This is a genomic window from Gordonia sp. SCSIO 19800 (genome assembly GCF_018132775.1).
GTDB lineage: Bacteria > Actinomycetota > Actinomycetes > Mycobacteriales > Mycobacteriaceae > Gordonia > Gordonia hongkongensis.
In genome coordinates, this window is the sequence record NZ_JAGRQM010000001.1 from 219,307 (window position 1) to 240,102 (window position 20,796).

16 protein-coding genes and 1 riboswitch are annotated in these 20,796 nt (G+C 68.9%); of the genes, 7 read left to right on the top strand and 9 right to left on the bottom strand.

Annotation, left to right across the window (positions count from 1 at the left end; all coding sequences use genetic code 11):
- Positions 1-57 precede the first annotated feature (57 nt).
- The gene (locus KB201_RS00995; protein ID WP_211538163.1) at positions 58-1,335 is read right to left on the bottom strand and encodes an MFS transporter; all 1,278 of its coding nucleotides are present in this window, start codon (positions 1,333-1,335) and stop codon (positions 58-60) included.
- 91 nt (positions 1,336-1,426) lie between these two features.
- A complete protein-coding gene (locus KB201_RS01000) occupies positions 1,427-3,127 on the bottom strand; it encodes a cutinase family protein (protein WP_211538164.1) in 1,701 nt (566 codons plus the stop codon).
- 268 nt (positions 3,128-3,395) lie between these two features.
- Positions 3,396-3,516: riboswitch (SAM riboswitch) on the top strand.
- Positions 3,517-3,578: 62 nt separating this feature from the next.
- Between KB201_RS01000 and KB201_RS01005 the strand changes: the two genes are divergently transcribed.
- Positions 3,579-4,913: a bifunctional o-acetylhomoserine/o-acetylserine sulfhydrylase gene (locus KB201_RS01005; protein WP_058250669.1), complete on the top strand. Its 1,335-nt coding sequence runs from the start codon at positions 3,579-3,581 to the stop codon at positions 4,911-4,913.
- A 16-nt stretch (positions 4,914-4,929) separates the two neighbouring features.
- Positions 4,930-6,084, top strand: coding sequence for a homoserine O-acetyltransferase (locus KB201_RS01010; protein WP_058250670.1), 1,155 nt, complete (start codon positions 4,930-4,932; stop codon positions 6,082-6,084).
- 32 nt (positions 6,085-6,116) lie between these two features.
- Here the strand turns inward: KB201_RS01010 and KB201_RS01015 are convergent, their stop codons facing one another.
- The 3 genes from KB201_RS01015 to KB201_RS01025 all read right to left on the bottom strand — a co-directional run bounded on the left by KB201_RS01015 (position 6,117) and on the right by KB201_RS01025 (position 9,100).
- Positions 6,117-7,682, bottom strand: a complete 1,566-nt coding sequence (locus KB201_RS01015) for an Hsp70 family protein (protein ID WP_078112076.1) — start codon at positions 7,680-7,682, stop codon at positions 6,117-6,119.
- A 168-nt stretch (positions 7,683-7,850) separates the two neighbouring features.
- Positions 7,851-8,123 carry a DUF3017 domain-containing protein gene (locus KB201_RS01020; protein ID WP_058250878.1) on the bottom strand — a complete coding sequence of 91 codons (273 nt, stop codon included), beginning with the start codon at positions 8,121-8,123 and terminating at the stop codon, positions 7,851-7,853.
- A 101-nt stretch (positions 8,124-8,224) separates the two neighbouring features.
- Positions 8,225-9,100, bottom strand: coding sequence for a bifunctional methylenetetrahydrofolate dehydrogenase/methenyltetrahydrofolate cyclohydrolase (locus tag KB201_RS01025; RefSeq protein ID WP_175404280.1), 876 nt, complete (start codon positions 9,098-9,100; stop codon positions 8,225-8,227).
- A gap of 40 nt (positions 9,101-9,140) precedes the next feature.
- On the opposite strand from KB201_RS01025, the gene KB201_RS01030 reads away from it, so the two are divergent.
- Together KB201_RS01030 and KB201_RS01035 are read left to right on the top strand one after the other, a co-directional pair.
- Positions 9,141-10,073 carry a serine/threonine dehydratase gene (locus tag KB201_RS01030; RefSeq protein WP_058250880.1) on the top strand — a complete coding sequence of 311 codons (933 nt, stop codon included), beginning with the start codon at positions 9,141-9,143 and terminating at the stop codon, positions 10,071-10,073.
- A 55-nt stretch (positions 10,074-10,128) separates the two neighbouring features.
- Positions 10,129-10,593 carry a tRNA (cytidine(34)-2'-O)-methyltransferase gene (locus KB201_RS01035; RefSeq protein WP_058250672.1) on the top strand — a complete coding sequence of 155 codons (465 nt, stop codon included), beginning with the start codon at positions 10,129-10,131 and terminating at the stop codon, positions 10,591-10,593.
- Here the strand turns inward: KB201_RS01035 and KB201_RS01040 are convergent, their stop codons facing one another.
- The 4 genes from KB201_RS01040 to KB201_RS01055 all read right to left on the bottom strand — a co-directional run bounded on the left by KB201_RS01040 (position 10,594) and on the right by KB201_RS01055 (position 15,406).
- Complete coding sequence (locus tag KB201_RS01040) at positions 10,594-10,821, bottom strand: DUF167 domain-containing protein (protein WP_058250673.1); 228 nt, start codon at positions 10,819-10,821, stop codon at positions 10,594-10,596. It lies immediately after the preceding gene.
- Positions 10,822-10,884: 63 nt separating this feature from the next.
- Positions 10,885-14,172: an error-prone DNA polymerase gene (locus tag KB201_RS01045; RefSeq protein WP_058250674.1), complete on the bottom strand. Its 3,288-nt coding sequence runs from the start codon at positions 14,170-14,172 to the stop codon at positions 10,885-10,887.
- Positions 14,173-14,218: 46 nt separating this feature from the next.
- Complete coding sequence (locus KB201_RS01050) at positions 14,219-15,019, bottom strand: enoyl-CoA hydratase (protein ID WP_211538165.1); 801 nt, start codon at positions 15,017-15,019, stop codon at positions 14,219-14,221.
- A gap of 24 nt (positions 15,020-15,043) precedes the next feature.
- On the bottom strand, positions 15,044-15,406 hold the full coding sequence (locus KB201_RS01055; RefSeq protein WP_058250675.1) for a metalloregulator ArsR/SmtB family transcription factor: 363 nt from the start codon (positions 15,404-15,406) through the stop codon (positions 15,044-15,046).
- Between the two features lie 278 nt (positions 15,407-15,684).
- Between KB201_RS01055 and KB201_RS01060 the strand changes: the two genes are divergently transcribed.
- The 3 genes from KB201_RS01060 to KB201_RS01070 all read left to right on the top strand — a co-directional run bounded on the left by KB201_RS01060 (position 15,685) and on the right by KB201_RS01070 (position 20,795).
- Positions 15,685-17,616, top strand: a complete 1,932-nt coding sequence (locus KB201_RS01060) for a heavy metal translocating P-type ATPase (RefSeq protein WP_211538166.1) — start codon at positions 15,685-15,687, stop codon at positions 17,614-17,616.
- A gap of 156 nt (positions 17,617-17,772) precedes the next feature.
- Positions 17,773-19,716, top strand: a complete 1,944-nt coding sequence (locus tag KB201_RS01065; RefSeq protein WP_211538167.1) for an SDR family oxidoreductase — start codon at positions 17,773-17,775, stop codon at positions 19,714-19,716.
- Positions 19,713-20,795 carry an alanine racemase gene (locus KB201_RS01070; protein WP_211538168.1) on the top strand — a complete coding sequence of 361 codons (1,083 nt, stop codon included), beginning with the start codon at positions 19,713-19,715 and terminating at the stop codon, positions 20,793-20,795. Before KB201_RS01065 ends, KB201_RS01070 begins: the two co-directional genes overlap by 4 nt.
- Position 20,796 lies beyond the last annotated feature (1 nt).

Below are 20,796 nucleotides of genomic sequence, written 5' to 3' on the forward strand. Positions count from 1 at the left end.
AGGGCCGACCGGACTTATCCGGTCGGCCCTCGTCGTAGGTAGAACGGCCGCGCTCGTTCAGGACCCGACGGGCTGGCGCCGCGCGGTCGCGAGGGCCACGACGGTGACCGCGATACCCGCCACCGCGAGCATCACCCCGACCACCGACGGCGCCAGGTATCCGTAGCCGGCACCGACCACCACGCCACCGAGCAGCGCTCCGGCCGCGTTGGCGATGTTGAGCGCGGAATGGTTCAGGGCCGCGGCCAGGGTCTGTGCATCGGCCGCCACATCCATCAGCCTGGTCTGCAGCGCGGGTAGCATCATCGATCCCGTGAGCGCCACGAGGTAGGTGAGGATCAATGCCGCCCAAGCATTCTCGGCCAGCACCGCAAAAGCGCCGAGGGAGACTGCGGTGGCGGTGAGTCCGCCGAGGATTGCCACCGCCACGCTGCGGTCGGCGACATAACCGCCGACGAAGTTGCCGGTCACCATTCCCAGTCCGTACAACATCAGGGCGAACGGCACGACCGACACCGACAGCCCGGTGTCGGTGGTCAGCGCAGAGTTGAGGTACGTGTAGAACGCGAACATCCCACCGAACCCGACGGTTCCGATGACCAGTGTGAACCAGACCTGGGACCGCTTGAGTGCACCGAGCTCGGTGAGCGGGTCGGTGGTCTTCATCCCGCTGAGCGCGGGAAGCACCCGGATCAGCGCGACGACGGTGGCGATTCCGATCACGACCACGATCGCGAACGCGGACCGCCAGCCGAACGTCTCGCCGAGCCAGGCGGCCGCCGGTACGCCGAGGACGTTCGCGACGGACAGACCGAGCATCACCTGTCCCACGGCCTTGCCACGGTTGCGCGGGCCGGCCAGATGAGCGGCGACCAGAGCCGCGACACCGAAGTAGGCGCCGTGCGGGAGGCCGGCGACGAATCTCGCCACCAGCAGCAAACCGTGATCCGGTGCGAGGACGGTCGCGAGGTTGCCGACCGTGAACGCCACCATCAAGCCGATCAGAAGCGTCCGACGGGACATCCGCGCGGTGAGCGCCGCAATCAGCGGCGCACCCACCACCACACCCATCGCGTAGGCCGAGATGACATGTCCGGCAGTCGGTTCCGAGACACCCAGAGATCCGGCGATGTTGGGCAGGAGGCCCATGGCGACGAACTCGGTCGTCCCGATCCCGAATCCACCCAGCGCAAGGGCGAGGATCGTCCACCGACGCACCCGGCGGGACACCTCGGCCGATTCGGCCCGCGCGGGGCTGCGGAGTTCCCCGGCGGTGGACGGACCCGTCAGTGAGGGGTCGGCCGGGGCTTCGGTCGTCGAGAGAGCATCAGGCACGGTTGATGCCAACCCGCGCCCGTCAGCGCTGATTCCTCAGCCGGTGGTGAGTTCATTCACACGCGCAGTGTCCTCAGCATCGCGCGGGGTGTCAGTCGCCGGCTTCGGAGCCCCCATCGCTGTCGGGCTCGGACGGATCTGGGGAGGGCCCGTCTGGATCCGAAGCCGTGTCGGACGAGCCGGCCCTCTCGCCGTCCTCTCCCCCGTGACCGTCGGTTCCAGACGTCTTGACATCGCTTCCCGAGGGATCGGTGACGGCCGGCGAGTCGTCGTCGCGAGGCGGGGCAGGCGCGGGCTCCGCGTCCGGCGTACCGGTCTCGGTATCGGTGCCCGTGTCGGCCCCCGAGGACGTGTCGGTCGTGTGGCCCACCGGGGGCTGCTCGGCCGGTGACGGGTCGGTGGCATCCGGTTCGGCACCCCGGGCCGCCGACGGCTCGGACGAGGGGCCGGACCCGCCCACTTCGTCAGCGCGGACCGGCCCCACGGACTCGTCGGGTACGGCTGCCAGTCGCGCGAACGTGGACGATCGCAGGTGCGACGTGTCCGCCGCGAGAATCGTGACGGCGCCGCCCTCCGACGCCACCGGCCCGATGAGCGCGCCCGCCCAGTATCGGACGAAATTGACCGGCAGCAGGACGATGCTGCGCACGCTGGCAGCCAGGGCGCTGACACCGCGCACGAACCGAGCCGGTGTCGCGGTGACGATGCCCTGCAGGATGTCCTCGAAGACGAAGATGTCGGGTAGGTATGCGCCGTACCCGAGACGTGGGAGTGGCGGCAGCAAGCCCTGCACCAGCCGGACCACCGGCTGCAGATTCGCCAGTTCGATGCCGAACGGAAGCCCGATGGTCGGACGATCGGACAAGAAATCGCCGATGGCGCCCTGGTAGCCGAGGTTGCGAGCCCAGCCCTGGACGAGTTCGGCGAGTGCGGAGTCCGCAGCGACCATACAGACGCCGTCCGCACATTCGACCGGACGTTTCGCCCACGTGTATCCCGGCTGCAGCGGGTTGCCCGACATCTCCTCTGGATACAGGAAATGCTTGACCTGGTAGCCGAGGATGCCGTCGATGGCGCCGATCGGGTCGTAGACGGGATCGGGCAGGTCGCAGATCGGGTCGCCCTCGATGCACACCGACACGACCCGGTCGCTGACCGTCCCGAAGCCGGCGTCCGTGCTGCCGGCACCACGCGACCCCGACATGGTCAGGCCCGGGATGATCCCGATCAGCGACAACTCGATACCTCGCCCGGTCTTGTCACCGGCCTGCCGCGGATCCGAATACAGCTCGCCCGACACCCCGACGTCGGAGATCACGACGTCGTCGCTGGGATCGTCGGGCGTGTTCGCGACATCGAACTTCCGGCCGGTGCCGATACCGGCGAGCACGTCTCCCGCGATGCGCGCCCCTTGCGAATAGCCCGTCACCACCACCGGCGGCTCGGACCCGCACGCGTCTCGATACGACGAGATCGCCGACGCCGTCGATGCGATCCCCTGTTCGGTACTGCGGTCGTACCCCGTCGCTCCGAGCGGCCATATGGTCGCCGGGTAGGGCGCGTTGATCACCTCATAGCCCTGCTCGCGGTAACGCTCCTTGACGCCCTCGAGCAATAGCGACTCAGCGTCGACGGTCCCCCCGACCACCACGACGGCACCGCTGCACGAGGGCCCGCCGGCTGTCGCCGCCGCCACCCCGGTGAAGCCGAATGCGGCGAGGGTCGACAACGTCGACATCGAGGCGACCAACAGAGCGACGCGTCGGGTCCGGAGATGAGCCATCACGGCCATGAGCGCTCCTGTGCGAACCCGGACCACCTGAGCGGAGCATTCCGGTGCAGCCGGGGCTGTCCCGAACTCTAGATCCGCGATCGCGGAACCGACAGCACGCTGAGCGTCGCTAACTACCTTGACCAGTGGTTTCGTATCTGACCACACCCGATTTCACTCGGTCGGAGGACAGCCACCGGCACCCTTCCGGTGCACTTCTCAAGGGTTGGGCGCGGCGTGACCGGGACGGTTCTCGGGCGCTCACATCCGTGTTATATCCTTGTCGCCAGGTCATGAGTATCAGTGCGAAGCCCCGGCTGGCTGATCGGCAACCCTCCTTCCGCGGTGGGGTGCTCCGGGTGATGACCGGGTTGCGGGATCGCAGTGGCGATCCCCGGCAAGCGCGGGTCCGAAGGTCGGACCCCAACAGGGTCGAGTTGGCCCTGCCGACCGTAGAAAGTGATGAATCGCCATGTCTGATGTCCCTGACGGCACCCTCGACAGCAACGATCCCAGCGAGAACTGGAGCTTCGAGACGAAGCAGATCCACGTCGGGCAGTCCGCGGACGCGGTGACCAACGCCCGTGCGCTGCCGATCTACCAGACGACGTCGTATGTCTTCAACGACACCCAGCACGCGGCCAATCTCTTCGGTCTCGCCGAACCGGGCAACATCTACACACGCATCATGAATCCCACGCAGGATGCCGTCGAGCAGCGGATCGCCGCGCTCGAGGGCGGCGTCGCCGCGCTGCTCGTCGCGTCGGGCCAGGCCGCCGAGACCTACGCGATCCTCAACGCCGTCGAGACCGGCGGGCACGTGGTGTCCAGCCCCCGCCTCTACGGCGGCACGTACAACCTCTTCCACTACACACTGCCCAAACTCGGGGTCGAGGTGAGCTTCGTCGAGGACCCCGAGGACCCGGCGTCGTGGCAGGCCGCGGTCAAGGACAACACCCGCGCGTTCTTCGGTGAGTCGATCTCCAACCCCAACAACGAGATCCTCGACATCTCGGGGATCGCGGAGGTCGCGCACCGCAACGGCGTACCCCTCATCATCGACAACACCGTCGCCACCCCGTACCTGATCAGCCCGCTGGCCCACGGCGCCGACATCGTCGTGCACTCGGCGACGAAGTACATCGGCGGTCACGGCACCGCGATCGGCGGCGTCATCGTCGACGGCGGCACCTTCGACTGGCGGGTCCAGCGCGACGGGAAGGACCTGTTCCCCGGTTTCACCACGCCGGACCCGAGCTACCACGGTGCTGTCTTCGCCGACCTGGGCGCGCCCGCCTTCGCACTCAAGGCACGCGTGCAGTGGTTGCGTGACACCGGCGCGGCGATCTCCCCGTTCAACGCGTTCCTGTTGGCACAGGGCCTGGAGACGCTGAGTCTGCGCATCGAGCGCCACGTCGCCAACGCGCAGAAGGTCGCCGCCTTCCTCGATGCACACCCGCAGGTCGAGTCCGTGGCGTACGCGGGTCTGGAGTCCTCGCCCTGGTACAAGCGCGGTCAGGAATTGGCCCCGAAGGGTCAGGGTGCGATCATCGCCTTCGAGATCCAGGGCGGAGTGGACGCCGGCAAGAAGTTCGTGGACGCGCTCAGCCTGCACAGCCACGTCGCCAACATCGGCGATGTGCGGTCGCTGGTCATCCACCCCGCCTCGACCACACACAGCCAGCTCACCCCCGAGGAGCAGCTCGCCGCGGGCGTGGCCCCGGGACTGGTCCGGCTCGCCGTGGGCATCGAGGGAATCGACGACATCTTGGCCGATCTCGAACAGGGATTCGCGGCGGCCAAGTGAAACAGGTGAGGCAGCTTTGTCGGTGAGTATCGACCTGAATGCGACAGCATCTGATCAGCCCGACTGGGAGACCCTCCCGGACGGGGAACTCGTCGGCATTCCCATCGGCTCGTTGCCTCTCGACAGCGGAGCACGGATCGACGACGTCACCCTGGCGTTCCAGCGCTGGGGGACGTTGTCGCCGTCCCGCGACAACGTCATCCTCACGCTCCACGCACTGACCGGCGACTCGCACGTCACCGGACCCGCCGACGCCGACCACGACTCGGCCGGATGGTGGGACGGGCTGATCGGCCCGGGACAGGCCATCGACACCGACGAATGGTGCGTCATCTCCGCCAACGTCCTGGGCGGATGCAAGGGCTCGACGGGTCCGGGCTCCATCGCCCCCGACGGTCGGCCCTGGGGCTCACGCTTCCCACAGATCACCGTGCTCGACCAGGTCCGCGCCGAGGTGGCACTGCTGGACCGCCTCGGAATCCGCAGCGTCGGTGCGGTTCTCGGCGGTTCGATGGGCGGCGCCCGCGCGCTCGAGTGGGCCATCGAGTACCCCGACCGCGTCCGCAGCGCCCTCGTGCTCGCCGTCGGCGCCCGCGCGACCGCGGATCAGATCGGTATCCAGTCCGCACAGATCGCCGCGATCAAGGCCGACCCGGACTGGTGCGGCGGCGACTACCACGGCACCGGCCGCATTCCGTTGCAGGGCATGGGGATCGCGCGTCGGATCGCCCACCTCATGTACCGCAGCGAGCCGGAGCTCGACTCCCGCTTCGGCAACGACGCCCAGGGCGACGAGAATCCCCTGACCGGCGGGCGCTACGCCGTGCAAAGCTATCTCGACCACCAGGCGTCGAAGCTGATGTCCCGCTTCGACCCGGCCAGCTACGTCGTCCTCACCGAGGTCCTCAACCACCACGACGTCGGCCGTGGTCGCGGCGGAGTCGCCAAGGCGCTCAACAATTGCCGCGTTCCGGTGATCGTCGGGGGGATCGACTCCGATCGTCTCTACCCGATCCGGCTGCAGGTCGAACTCGCCGACGAGCTGGGCAACTGCGTCGGCGGGCTCCAGGTCGTCAACTCCGAGACCGGCCACGACGGATTCCTCACCGAATTCGATGCCATCAGCGATCTACTCAAGCGCACTGTCGAACTCGCGCGTCGCGACGCCTGACGGACCGTAACCCAGCTGTCGGCGGCGTCCTGTCAGCGCGGCGCCGGCACCGACGGGACCGGGCTGCCGGACCGAGGTACCGGGGTCACCGGTGAGCCCGACTCCCCGTCAACGGATTTCCCCGGTTCGGCTACACCCGGAATCTCAGTCGACCCGGTGGCGCGGGTGCTGCTCGGCCGCGGCGGGCCGCTGGGCGCGGAGCGCAACGTCGACGTCGAGTACGTGGGCGGCGGCGGAGTGGGCGCCACACTCGGCGGACGCATACCCGGGGGCAGCAGGTCCGGCGGGATCGTCGGTGTCGAACCGGGCGGGAAGGTCAGGTCCGGCCACGGGAACGGCGAGAGGGTGCGGGTGCTGGTACTCGTGGACGGCCGCGTCGGCGGCAACTCCGTCGTCGCCCATGCCGGCGGGTCGTTCCAGCCGGTCTCGGGCGCGGGCCGTTGCGTCGGAACGGGAGTGACGACGGTGGGCTCGACGGGTTCGGCCGGGATTCGGGTGATCGGCTGGGAGGTGGGCCGCGCGGTGGACGGCGGCTCCTCCTCGCTGGTCGCCGCCGCGGGGGGCACACTGCTGACCGACGGCTGCGGCTCGACGGCCGGACGGTCGGCGAACGACGAGCTCACCGCGTAGATCGTCATCAATGTGGCCGCGATGACCGCCCCGGCAACCGCAATTGGGGTCGCGGAAAGCCACTCGCGCTGCGGCTTGCCCCCGATGAACGCCAGACGCGCTGCGCCCGAATAACTCTGGAGGGCCAGCAAGGCTGCGCCGGTGGCCACGACCAGCTCCGGCGCCGTCGGGTTCACGACCTCGAGCTCATGCTCTGCCGCGATCGCGCGCACCGCGGGGAGGTTGGCGAGTCCGCCGATGAACACCACCGCGTCCGGTCGTACGCCGCGTGACCTGACGGCCGCTACATAGCGGGCGAACACTTCTTTCGCATCACCGATCATCGGCGCGATCGCCTGCTCGACCTGGGTCGCGGACAGCGCCACACGACCGGTGTTCGCCGAGACCGCGACGACCGACTCGGCGGCCGCGACGCCGCCGTAGGCGATCTCTTCTTTCGCGGTCCGGCACGCGCTGCGCAACTCGCTGCGCTCCGCCCGCGTCCGAGTGGCGTCGCCCAGGACGGGATTGTCGGCGGTCAGCTGGTCGACGATGGACCGGTCGAGACGACGACCGCTCAGCACGGTCGAGTGCTCGGCGTCGCCGATGCGACCCTCGCGGGGATCGACGGTGTAGAGCGACATGCCGGTGTCGCCGCAGTCGACGACGACGGCAGACGAGAAACGGTCGATCTCCCCGGTGTCGGTCAGGTAGGCCAGCACGGCCTCGTCCTCGCCGGCGAGACGGACCTGACGCCGGGGTCCGCTGCCCCGTGAACGCAATTGCCGACGCTGGCTCCCCGTGCGTGCGGCGACCCCGATCGGGCCCACTCGCGTCCCGGTCTCGCGGGCGGCGCTGAGCATCACGTCGATCCCGGCGTTGACCCGGCCGGCGGAATCGAGGCCGTCGGTGGGATCCACGTCGATCACGCGGGAATCGACCACACTGCGACCGAGATCGTCACGCGTCAAGAGGACGTAGTGAATCATGCCAGCCCCTGCTGACACGCCCATGGACGTCACTTCATTCACGGTGCCGTCGGTTGGTGATGCGGTGATACAAACTCCAGCGGTCGGTGTGTCTGCGCAGAGCAGCGGAAAATTGCCTGGTTGAGCGCATGACTGGTCCGCCAGGTCACGCTCAGGTCTCTATTGTAATCAATCCGTGCCCAAAGAGTCGATCGACGCCGCCAGCCACAGCATCACGCCGCCGACCGTGGCCATCGCCGTCACGTCGAACGATTTGCCCCTGACCTGCAACAGGCCTGCCTGCGAGGAGGGGATGAAGGCACGGAGTACGGCTCCGACGAGCAGAGCCGCCCCGAAAACGAAGGACCCACGCCGCCAGCGATCGAACATCACGAGCAGCGCGGCGGCCAGCACACCCAACATCACCAGCAGGTACGGGAGCTGGATGAGCACTGCCCGCAACCGGGAGGAGTCGGCGGCACGACGCCCCCGGTGTCCGGGACGGGCGTCCGCGGCGCCGGGCGGTTCGGAGTGAGCGGACCCACTCTGGTGCTCCTCTCGGGTCACGCGTCGCTACCACTCCCCGAGGCGAGCATCTGCTCAGCACGTTCGACCACGTTGACCAGCAGGAACGCCCGCGTCAGCGGACCCACACCACCGGGGTTCGGCGAGACGTGGCCCGCGACCTCCCAGACATCGGGATGAACGTCGCCGGCGAGACGACCCTCGTCAGTACGGCTGACACCCACGTCGACCACCGCGGCGCCGGGCTTCACCATGTCCGCGGTGATGAGGTGCGGCACGCCGGCCGCGGCGATCACGATGTCGGCCCGGGCGATCTCCGACGCCAGATCCGTGGTGCCGGTGTGGCACAGCGTGACCGTGGCGTTCTCACTCCGCCGGGTCAGGAGCAGCCCGATGGGCCGGCCGATGGTGACCCCGCGCCCGACCACCGTGACCCGGGCGCCGGCCAGCGGGACGTCGTAGCGTCGCAGGAGGTGGATGACCCCGCGCGGGGTGCACGGCAGCGTCGACTCCTTGCCCAGCACCAACCGCCCGAGGTTGATCGGGTGGAGTCCATCGGCGTCTTTCAGCGGGTCGATCCGCTCGAGGGCGGCATTCTCGTCAAGATGCTTGGGCAGCGGCAACTGCACGATGTAGCCCGTGCAGGCCGGATCGGCGTTGAGCTCGTCGATCGCCGCGTTGAGCTGCTCGGTGGTGGCATCGGCCGGCAGGTCCTTGCGGATGGAGGCAACGCCGATCCGGGCGCAATCGGCGTGCTTTCCCTTGACATAGGAGTGCGAACCCGGATCGTCGCCGACCAGAACGGTACCCAGACCAGGCGTGATACCCGCCAGCCTGAGCTTCTCCACCCGCTCGGCCAGATCAGCGAAGATCTCGTCGCGCGTGGTCTTGCCATCGAGTCGTATCGCGGTCACGCCGACATTCTTCCACGGCGCTACTGTCGGAACGGTGACCGTGGTGCGCAGCGACGTCGACCTCGCCCGCGCGGCGATCGCACCCCACCTCCGTCGCACGCCGACACTACGCACGACCATCGACACCGTCCACGGGCCGGTCGAGGTGGTTCTCAAACTCGAGTACGCCCAAGTCGGCGGGTGTTTCAAACCGCGCGGCAGCCTCTGGGCGACGCTGCACGCCCAAGACCAGGGATTGCTGACCGACGCCGGTGTGCTCGTCGCCTCCGGCGGCAACGCCGCGATCGGCGCGACAATCGCGGCGCGGATCGTCGGCGTGCCGGTCACCGTGGTGATCCCCGAGACCGCGCCGCCGGTCAAGATCGACGCGCTGCGCGCCGCGGGAGCGCGCGTCCACCTCATGGGACGGCGCTATTCCGAGGCCGCCGACGCCGCCGTCGCGCTGGCAGAGCAGACCGGAGCGCTCGCGCTGCACGCCTACGATCTCCCCGATGTCGTCGCCGGCGCCGGCACCATCGGTCTCGAGATGATCGACGACGTGCCCGGACCGCTCACGACCGTCGTCTGTGTGGGCGGGGGCGGGCTTCTGGCGGGCCTCGCGGCGACGCTGCGCCCGGGCGACCGCATCGTCGGCGTCGAACCACTCGGCGCGTCATGTCTGCATCAGGCCCTCGCCGCGAGAACTCCCGTACCCGTCGAACTCGAGAGCATCGCCGCGGACTCGCTCGGCGCCACCAGCGTCGGCGGGCTCTGTTGGAACGCCGTCGCCGGGAACCCGGCGGTCGGGAGCGTCCTGGTGACCGACGAACAGATCATCGCGGCGCGACGGATGCTCTGGGACACCCACCGCATCCTCGTCGAACACGGCACCGCCACCGCGGTCGCCGGTGTGGTCTCGGGAGCTGTTCGGCCGCAACCCGATTCGACGCTGTGCATCGTGCTCTGCGGGGCCAACACCGCGCTCGCCGTGTGACCGGCGCGATCGCGCGACATCTGCGACGGTCGTCACCGACTACGCTGACACCATCATGTTCCGAATCATGTTCTACCAGCCGTGCATCCCGCCGAACACCGGCAACGCGATCCGGCTGGCCGCCAACACGGGGTGCGAACTGCACCTCATCGAACCGCTGGGGTTCTCGATGTCCGACGCGCAGGTGAAGCGCGCGGGACTCGACTATCACGAGATGGCCAACGTCACCGTGCATCCGAACCTGGTGACCGCCTGGACGACGCTGAAGCCGGAACGGGTCTTCGCGTTCACCGCCCATGCCGAGCGCTATCACACCGACGTCGACTACCAGCCGGGCGACGTGTTGCTGTTCGGCCCCGAGCCGACCGGGTTACCGGCGGAGGTCCTCGACGAACCCGAGGTGACCGACCGGGTCCGCATCCCGATGCTCGCCGGACGTCGTTCCCACAACCTCGCCAACGCCGCGAGCATCGTCGTCTACGAGGCGTGGCGTCAGCACGGTTTCGCCGGCGCGGTGTGATCAGCCGACGCGGTAGCGCTTGATGCGTGCCGTGGCACCGCCGATGAGCGCGATCTTGCTCTTCGGGACCCCGAGGTGGGCGGCGAGCAGTTCGGAGACGGCCTTGTTCGCCCGGCCCTCGGTGGCCGGCTCGCGGACGTAGACGGTGATCGCGCCGCCGGGACCCGTCTCGACCAACGGGCCCTTGCTGCTCTTCGGTTTGACGGTCACCACGACCTGTTGCGGCATGACTCTTCCTGTTCTTCGTGAACACCGATCCGGCTCGGACATCCCGGCGCGTCCGCCGGAGGACTACTGCCAGTCCCGGGATCTGCTCCCCACCCGAAGATCCATGCGCTGCAGTCGATCTGCGACGACGGTCACAGCGCCTTCGGCGTTCTGCACCCGGCCGCGGATCAGCAGAGCGGGTGCCGTCTGAGCGAGTACACGGTACCGCGCCCACAAACCGACCGAACACACCACGTTGACCATCCCGGTCTCGTCCTCGAGGTTGATGAAGGTCACCCCGGACGCGGTGGCGGGACGCTGCCGATGGGTCACCGCGCCACCGACCAACACGCGCGAACCGTCGGGCACCGACAGCAGGCGATCGGCGGCCAGCACTCCCATCGCGTCGAGCCGGGGACGCAGGAACTGCGTCGGATACGACGTGGGGGTGATCCCCGTGGCCCAGGCGTCGGTGGCCGCCAGCTCGACGTCGGAGAGACCCGGAAGGGTGGGGGTCGCCTGCGCCGATTCCAGGGCCAGCTGATCGTCGCGCACCGTCGCGGCGGCCCCGGCCTCCCACAGGGCCTGACGCCGGCTGAGGCCGAACCCGTCGAAGGCGCCGGCACCGGCGAGCCCCTCGAGTTCCTTGGTCGTCAGCCGGGCGCGCCGGGAGAGATCGGTGATGTCGAGGTAGGGACCGTCGGACCGGCGGTCGACGATGCGCTGCGCCGCCTCCTCCCCGACCCCGCGTACACCGTCGAGACCCAACCGGACATCGAGACCCTCGTTCTCCAGAGTGGCGTGCGCGAGTGAGGCATTGATGTCGGGGCGATGGACCGCGACACCGTGCCGTCGGGCGTCGGCCACCAGGGTCTGCGGTGAGTAGAAACCCATCGGTTGCGCCCGTAGCAGCGCGGCGCAGAACGCCGCCGGGTGATGCAGCTTGAACCACGACGAGTAGAACACCAGGGACGCGAAGCTCTGCGAATGACTCTCCGGGAAGCCGAAATTGGCGAACGCGGCCATCTTCTCGAAGATGCGGTCGGCGGTGTCCCCGGTGATGCCGTGCAGGTTCTCCATGCCCTCGTAGAAACGTTGCCGCAGGCGTTCCATCTTCTCCGGCGACCGTTTGGAACCCATCGCCCGGCGCAACTGGTCGGCCTCGGAGGCGTCGAACCCGGCCACGTCGACGGCCAACTGCATCAGCTGCTCCTGGAACAGCGGCACCCCCAGGGTGCGTTCGAGCGCCCTGCTCATCGACGGATGCTCGACCGTCACCGGCTCTTCTCCGTTGCGCCGCTTGATGAACGGATGCACAGAGCCGCCCTGGATGGGGCCGGGCCGGATCAGGGCCACCTCGACGACGAGATCGTAGAAGCAGCGCGGTTTCAGCCGCGGGAGGGTGGCCATCTGCGCACGGGACTCCACTTGGAACACGCCGACCGAGTCGGCGCGACAGAGCATCTCGTACACGGCGGGTTCAGCGAGGTCGAGGGTGGCGAGGTCGACGTCGATCCCCTTGTGTTCGGCGACCAGGTCGATCGCATAGTGCAGGGCGGAGAGCATGCCGAGACCCAGCATGTCGAACTTGACCAGTCCGATGGCGGCGCAGTCGTCCTTGTCCCACTGCAGCACGCTGCGGTTCTCCATCCGCGCCCACTCCGTGGGGCAGACATCGGCGATCGGCCGGTCGCAGATCACCATGCCGCCGGAGTGGATACCCAGATGCCTTGGCATGCCGAGGATCTCGCCGGCGAGTTCGGCGACGTCGGCGGGAGCGGTGTCAGGCATCTTGGCCCAGGCGTCCTGCTGACCGGGCGCGTACCCGAGCGCCCGGGCCATGTCCCGGATCGCCGACTTCCCCCGGTAGGTGATGACGTTGGCGACCTGCGCGCTGCGCTCCCGGGTGTAGCGGCGGTAGACGTACTGGATGGCCTCCTCGCGTCGGTCGGATTCGATGTCGATGTCGATGTCGGGCGGGCCGTCGCGCTCGGGGGCCAGGAACCGTTCGAAGAGCAGCGTGTTGGCGACCGGGTCGACGTTGGTGATGCCGAGGGCGTAACAGACGGCCGAGTTGGCCGCGCTCCCCCGGCCCTGGCAGAGGATGTCGTTGGCCTTGCAGTAATCGACGATGTCGGCGACCACCAGGAAGTAGCCGGGGAACGTGAGCGTCTCGATGATGGCGAGTTCGTGCTCGATCTGCCGGTAGGCCTGCGGATGTTCGGCGGGGGTGCCGTACCGGCGGCGTGCCCGGGTCATGGTGAGTTCGCGCAACCAACTCGCCTCGGTGTACCCGTCGGGGACGTCGAAGGGTGGCAACTGCGGTGCGATGAGGCCCAGGTGGAATGCGCAGTCCGCGGCGATGCCCACCGCGTTGTCGATGGCATCGGGATGTGCGGGCAGCAGCCGCGCCATCTCGTCGCCGCTGCGCAGATGTGATCCGGCAACGCCGGGCATCCACCCGGAGATGGTGTCGATGTCGGTGCGGGCCCGGACGGCGGCCATCGCCATCGCCAGCCGTCGGCGCCGGGGCGCGGCGAAGTGGGCGCCGGTGGTGGCCACGGTCGGCACGCCTGCCCCGGCGGCGAGGCCGGCGAGCACCGCGTTGCGTTCGTCGTCGTCGGCCATGCCCTGCGCGGTCAGCTCGACGACGATGTTGTCGTGGCCGTAGGTCTCGATCAGTTCTCGCAGCGCCTGCTCGGCGGCCGGGACGCCGCCGCGATCGAGGGCGCGTCGGAGGGCACCCTTCCGGCATCCGGTGAGGATGAGCCAGTGCCCGCCACCGGCCGCGGCGAGGGCCTCGCGGTCATAGCGGAGCAGGCCCTTCTCCCCCGCGACCATGTGCGCGTCGGCGATGGTCCGTGACAGACGGCGGTAGCCCTCACCGTCCCGGGCGAGGACCAGCAGATGCTCGCCCGGTGGATCGTTCTGACCCGTCCGCGCGATGTCGGGTTCCAGTGACAGCTCGGCACCGAAGACGGTCGGCATGCCGAACTCACGGGCCGCCTCGGCGAAGCGCACGATGCCGTAGAACCCGTCGTGATCGGTGACGGCCAGTGCGCGGAGTCCGAGCCGTTGCGCCTCCTCCACCAGCTCCTCCGGCATCGACGCACCATCGAGGAAGCTGTACGAACTGTGGGCGTGCAGTTCGGCGTAGGGCACCGCCGACGAGCCGCGCGCGATGTCCTCGGCCTGGTAGGCGCCGCGTTTGCGCGACCAGGCCGGACTGTCGCCGCCATCCCCGGGGAACGGCGCCCATTCGCTGAGGTCGGGACCGAACTCGGTGCCGGGCCGGTCGGCACTGCCGGGCGCCCGGCCGGCGAGCACCCGTTCCATCTCCGACCACGTCGGTGGTCCTTGATCCCAGCCCACCCGCCAAGCTTATCGAACACAAGTTCGATAAGACAGCGGGGAGGACTCAGCTGTTGGCCCGGCCCCGCTCGACGATGCCGGACCGACGATCGGCGACCCGAGCGGGGTCGAAACCTGCCATCCACTCGACCGACGTGTCGTTCTCCACGTCGAGCGCCGGGCCGACGAGATGCTGCTCGGCACGCCGATACGAGTCGAGCATGGTCCGCACCGCGAGCTGGTCACTCCCGGCCATGGACACCGCGAGTTCCATCGCCGCGGCCATCAGCTGATCGTGGGCCACCACCTCGGTCACCAAACCGACCCGCAGCGCCGTCTGGGCATCGACGAACTCCCCGGACAGGCTCATACGGCGCGCGAAACCCCGGCCGACCGCTTCCGGCAATCGGGACGTCAGACCCCAGCCCGGCAACACCCCGACCCGCGAATGGGTGTCGACGAAGCGGGCCCGTTCGGACGCGATCAGGACATCGCACGCGAGCGCGAACTCCAGACCACCGGTGGCGGCGACACCGTTGACGGCGCCGATGATCGGCTTCGAGATGGGGCGCCACGGATGCCCGACAGGTACGTCCGCATGATCGAGCAGTCGAGCACCGTCGGTCGACGAGCCCAACTCGGCCAGGTCCAGGCCGGCGCAGAATGCCGAGCCCGCGCCGGTGAGGATGACGACGTCGACGTCATCGTCGTGATCCGCGTTCGCCAATTCGGAACGGAGAGCGTCGATCAGATCGGAGCTGAGCGCATTCCGGACCTCCGGACGGTTGAAGACCAACGTCCGCACCCGCCCGGATTGCTCGATCAGCAGAAGCGGTTCTCCCGACGTGGCCGTGTGGTCACTGGTCATGCGATGCCTTTCGGTGACGTCGGATCAACCCGCCGATTGCGGACGCTCGGCGAGCCCGAGCCGCAAGTGTTCGCTGTGGTAGACCGCCTCGTCGAGCAGCTGGGCGACATGGCTGTCATAGAGGCTGTAACTGATCGACCGGCCCGACCGGGTGCCGGTGACCAGGCCGAGGTTGCGGAGCAACCGGAGCTGATGGGAGACCGCGGATTGCTCCATGCCGACGGCGTCGGCGAGATCGGTCACCGAGCGCGGTCCGGACCGCAACTCGGTGAGGATGAGCAACCGGCTCGGGGTCGCCAGCGCCTGCAGGGTGGTGGCGACGTGCACGGCAGATTCCGGATCGAGCCGCGCAACCGGCCGCATCCCTTCGTCGATGCCGTGTCCCATGCAGCGGATGCTACCGGCTGGACATCACATGAAAACATCTTCATATGAACTGTTACTGTCTAAGAGGTGGCTGTCGGCGAGTGGCTTCGACTCGGCGCCTCGCTCGCGCTCGGTGCCGGCTCAACCAGCAGGAGGGTGGCTGTCGGTGAGTGGCTTCGACTCGGCGCCTCGCTCGCGCTCGGTGCCGGCTCGACCAGCAGGAGGGTGGCTGCCGGCGAGTGGCTTCGACTCGGTGCCGGCTCAACCAGCAGAAGGGCCGACGACAGACGGGAGACACGATGGGTACGGCGGAGACGACGGAACGAACGGCCCGCGACTCGACGCTTACGGGAGCAGACCGCGGGACCACCCCGCCGTCGATCTTCCGGACGGGACTTCGGCTACCCGAGGTGCGCTGGGCGGGCCTCGCGCTGGCGCTTTTTCTCGCGGGTTGGCTGCTCCAGATCAGCCAGGCGCCCGAATGGTCCTGGTGGACCGCATATCTCGCGTGTTATCTGGCCGGCGGATGGGAACCGACGCGATCGGGCCTGCAGGAACTGCGGGAACGACGACTCGACGTCGATCTGCTGATGATCGTCGCCGCCGTCGCCGCCGCGTCGATCGGGCAGGTCTTCGACGGCGCGCTGCTGATCGTGATCTTCGCGACCTCGGGAGCTCTGGAGGTCGTCGTCACCCAGCGCACCGCCGATTCGGTGACCGCCCTGCTCGGACTGGCCCCCGAACGGGCCACCCTGTATGCGCCCGACGGCATGACACGCGAGATCGACTGCCGCGAACTCGAAGTCGGCCAGCGTATCCTCGTCCGTCCGGGCGAACGGGTGGGCGCGGACGGCGTCGTCGTCGACGGCCGCAGCGAGGTCGACCAGCAGGCCGTGACCGGCGAGTCGGTCCCGGTCGTGCGGGCGGCGGGCGACGACGTGCTGTCCGGCACCGTCAACGGCACCGGCGCACTGATCGTCGAGGTCGCCCATCCGGCGTCGGAGTCGGTCATCGCCCGCATCGCGACGCTCGTGGCCGAGGCATCCGAGACGAAGGCACCGACCCAGCTCTTCATCGAGAAGGTCGAGCAGACGTACTCTGTCATCGTCGTCGTCGCCACCCTGCTGGTGCTGGGCGTCCCAATGGTGTTGTTCGGCAACACATTCGACGAGGCTCTGCTTCGTGCCATCGTGTTCATGATCGTCGCCTCGCCCTGCGCCGTCGTCCTGTCGACGATGCCGCCGCTGCTCGCGTCGATCGCCAATGCCGGTCGGCACGGCGTCCTGGTCAAGTCCGCCGCGGTGATGGAGTCGGTGGGACGGACCTCGGTCGTCGCGTTCGACAAGACCGGCACCCTCACCGAGGGACGCCCGCAGGTCGTCGACGTGACGGCGTTCGACGGTCACGACCCGTCACAGGTGTTGGCGCTGGCCGCCGCGGTCGAGTACCCCAGCGAGCATCCCCTCGGTCGCGCGATCGTGACCGCCGCCGCCGACCGCGGACTGGGCGTCGAATCGGTGGAGGATTTCCGCGCACTTCCCGGACGCGGGGTGACGGGGGCGGTCGGCGGGCGCCGCGTCACCGTGGAGCGCGCCGTCGCCGGCTCGACCGGGACGGTGGTCGGCGTACTCGTCGACGGGTGGGAGATCGGCCGGATAGAACTCGTCGACCGCCTCCGGGACGACGCCGCCGAGGCGGTGCGGCTGATCGGCGACGTCACGTCGGGTTCGGTCCTGCTGCTGACCGGCGACCGGCCATCGGTCGCCGCGGACGTCGCCGACCGGACCGGAATCCGCGAGGTACACGCCGACCTGCTGCCGGAGGACAAGGTCCGGATCGTCGGCGAGATCGAGGGACACGTGCTCGTGGTCGGCGACGGCATCAACGACGCACCGGCACTCATGGCGGCGGGGACCGGCATCGCGATGGGTCGTCGCGGTGCGGACCTCGCGGTCCAGACCGCCGACGCGATCATCGTGCGTGACGACCTCACCGCGGTCCCCGCACTGATACGGCTGTCCCGCCTCGCCCGCCGTTACGTCATCGCCAATCTGTGCATCGCCGCCACCGTGATCCTCACCCTCGTGACCTGGGATCTCATCGGCACCCTGCCACTTCCCCTGGCCGTGGCCGGGCACGAGGGTTCGACCGTGCTCGTCGCCCTCAACGGCGCCCGCCTGTTGCGGAAGTCGGCCTGGTCAGGCCCTCGGGGCGCACAATCGAAGACTTGAGGCGCACGGTCGACGCATTCGGGCGCGCGACGCCGCGCGCGTAGTCGTTGCCATCACCGCAAGTTAGTGTCACCCTGAGTACCAGACAGATCCGCGGCCCGCGGGCCGTGGACAGCCAGCGGGCCGTCGGCCCGCCCATCTGATGGGATCTCATCCATGACGAGCTACTTCATCACCGGGGGCAGCGGGTTCATCGGGCGACGCGTACTCGAACGCCTCCTGACCGTCGCTCCCGACGCCACCATCCACGCACTGGTACGTGAGACCTCGCGCTCCGCGTTCGTCGCCATGCTCGACGACCTCGACGCGGGCGACCGCGTCACCCCCGTGGTCGGCGACCTGACCGCACCCGGACTCGGTATCGCACCGGACACCGTCCCCGCGATCGATCACGTCATCCACCTCGCGGCGATCTACGACATGGCCGCCGACGCGGAATCACAGCGCGCCGCCAACGTCGCCGGGACCTCGCGCGCCGCCGACTTCGCGATCGCGCACGATGCGCTGTTCCACCACGTCTCCTCGATCGCCGTGGCCGGTGATCACCGCGGGCGTTTCACCGAAATGGACTTCGAAGTCGGACAGGGCTTTCCGACTCCCTACCATCGCACCAAGTTCGAGGCCGAACGCGTTGTGCGCGAACGTGAGGGACTCCGCTGGCGCATATACCGGCCGTCGATCGTGGTCGGCGACTCGCGCACCGGCGAGATGGACAAGATCGACGGTCCCTACTACTTCTTCGGCCACCTCGCGACGCTCGGCCGACTGCCCTCCATGCTGCGACTGCCGATGCCCGATCTCGGGACGCTCAACATCGTGCCGGTCGACTACGTCGCCGCCGCAATGGTCGCCCTCCTCGGCGTGAACCCCACGCGCAGCGGACTGGTGTTCCATCTCAGCGACCCGAAGTCGCTCACCACCACCGAGATGTACAACGCGCTGGCACCGGCGTTCAACGCGCCGAAGGGGTTCGACGCCATCCCACGGGCTGCGGTGGAACCGGTGATGACGTTGTCCGGCATGGGGGTCGCGCGCGTCGGACGCAACCTCGTCGCCGCTCAGCAGGGCATCCCCGGGGCAGTACTCGACGCGGTGACGCTGCCGGTCGACTTCCGCGCCGACACCACCGTGGCGGTCCTGGGTGACCTCGGCATCACCGTGCCCGCCTTCGCCGACTACGCCCCGCGCCTGTGGACCTACTGGTCACGACACCTCGACCGGTCGCGCAACCGGCGCACCGATCCGCGCGGGCCGCTCGTCGGCAAGAACGTCCTGATCACCGGCGGGTCGAGCGGAATCGGCAAGGCCACCGCACGGATGTGTGTCGCACGCGGGGCCAACGTCCTCATCGTCGCCCGCAACGCCGACGAACTCGAGTCGGCGACCGAGGAGTTGAACTCGACGACGAGCAAGAAGGGCATCCCGCCCGGTCAGGTGACCGCATACCAGTGCGACATCACCGACGAGGAATCGGTCCATGCGCTCGTCAAGACCGTGCTGGCCGCGCACGGTCACGTGGACGTCCTGGTCAACAATGCCGGCCGGTCGATCCGTCGTGCCACGGTCAACTCGGTGGATCGGTCTCACGACTACCACCGGGTGATGGCGGTCAACTACTTCGGCGCGGTGAACCTCGTCCTCGGACTGCTGCCGCACATGATCGCCCGGCAGGCGGGTCATGTGGTGAACGTGACCTCGATCGCGGTGCAGTCGCGTGGCCCGCGGTTCGGTGCCTACGCGGCGTCGAAGGCCGCCTTGGAGGCCTTCAGCGACGTCACCGGTACCGAGACGGTTTCCGACCACGTGACCTTCTCCAATGTCCGTCTCCCCCTCGTGAAGACGCGGATGATCGCGCCCACCGAGGCCTACGACAACCAGCCCGGGACCTGGAACGTCGACCGGGCCGCGGCGCGCGTGCTGCACGCGATCATCGATCGACCCAAGCGCGTCGACTCGCTGGTCGGGCTCGTCGTCGAGATCGGGCACCGCGTCACCCCCGGACTGACCACTCGCATCCTGCACCAGGAGTACCTGGTCTTCGGCGAATCGGCGGCGGCGCTGGGCCGTTCGGATCGTGACGCCGGCGGGCGGGACGCGTGATCGACACCCCGTATCTCGAGGTCGACGTCGACCGCATGACGCGCAACCTCGCGGTGCTCGCCGACCGCGCGCGATCGGCGGGCGTCGACTTCCGGCCGCATGCGAAGACCCACAAATGCGCCGAGATCGCGCGGATGCAGATCCATTCCGGTGCCACGGGGCTGGCGGTGGCCACCATCGGCGAGGCCGAGGCCTTCGCCGACGCCGCCGACATCACCTCGTGCACCGACATCTTCATCGCCTATCCCATCTGGCCGACCCCGGCGAAAGCCGCCCGGTTGCGCGCCCTTGCAGACCGGGTGTCGCTACGGGTGGGTGTCGACTCGGCGGAGGGCGCACGGCATCTCGGGGCGCTGCTCGGCGGGCAGCGGATCGAGGCGCTCGTCGAGGTCGACTCCGGACAACACCGCACCGGGGCCGTGCCCGGGGACGCCGGAGGCGTTGCGGTGGCGGGCGTGTCAGCGGGGCTCGACGTCGTCGGCGTCTTCACCTTTCCCGGCCACGGCTACGGCGTCGGCGACACCCGCCGGCGGGCCGCGGAACAGGAGGTGGCGGCACTGCGTACGGCGGCGGAGAGTCTCCGAGCGCAGGGCATCGATCCGCGGGTGCGTAGCGGCGGGTCCACACCCACCGTCGAATTCGTCGGCGACCCCGCGTATGCGGGCGTGCTCACCGAGATCCGTCCGGGCGTGTATCCCCTCAACGACGCCCAGCAGGTCGAGATCGGCACCTGCGGATTCGACGACGTCGCACTGACTGCGGTGGCGACCGTGGTACGGAGCGAACCCGGACGGATCGTCGTCGACGCGGGCAGCAAGATCCTCGGCGCCGACCGAGCCGCCTGGGCGACCGGCCACGGACGCCTCCTCGATCACCCCGACGCCCGCGTCGTGCAGTTGTCCGAACATCATGCGGTGGTGGAGTTCCCGGCGGAATCGACGTCAGCCCCCCGGTTGGGCGACGTGATCCGGGCGGTGCCCAACCACGTCTGCACCGCGGTCAATCTCGTCGACGAACTGGTGGCGACCGACGGCTCGGACAGCCGGTGGCCGGTCATCGCGCGGGGGCGCAACAGCTGAG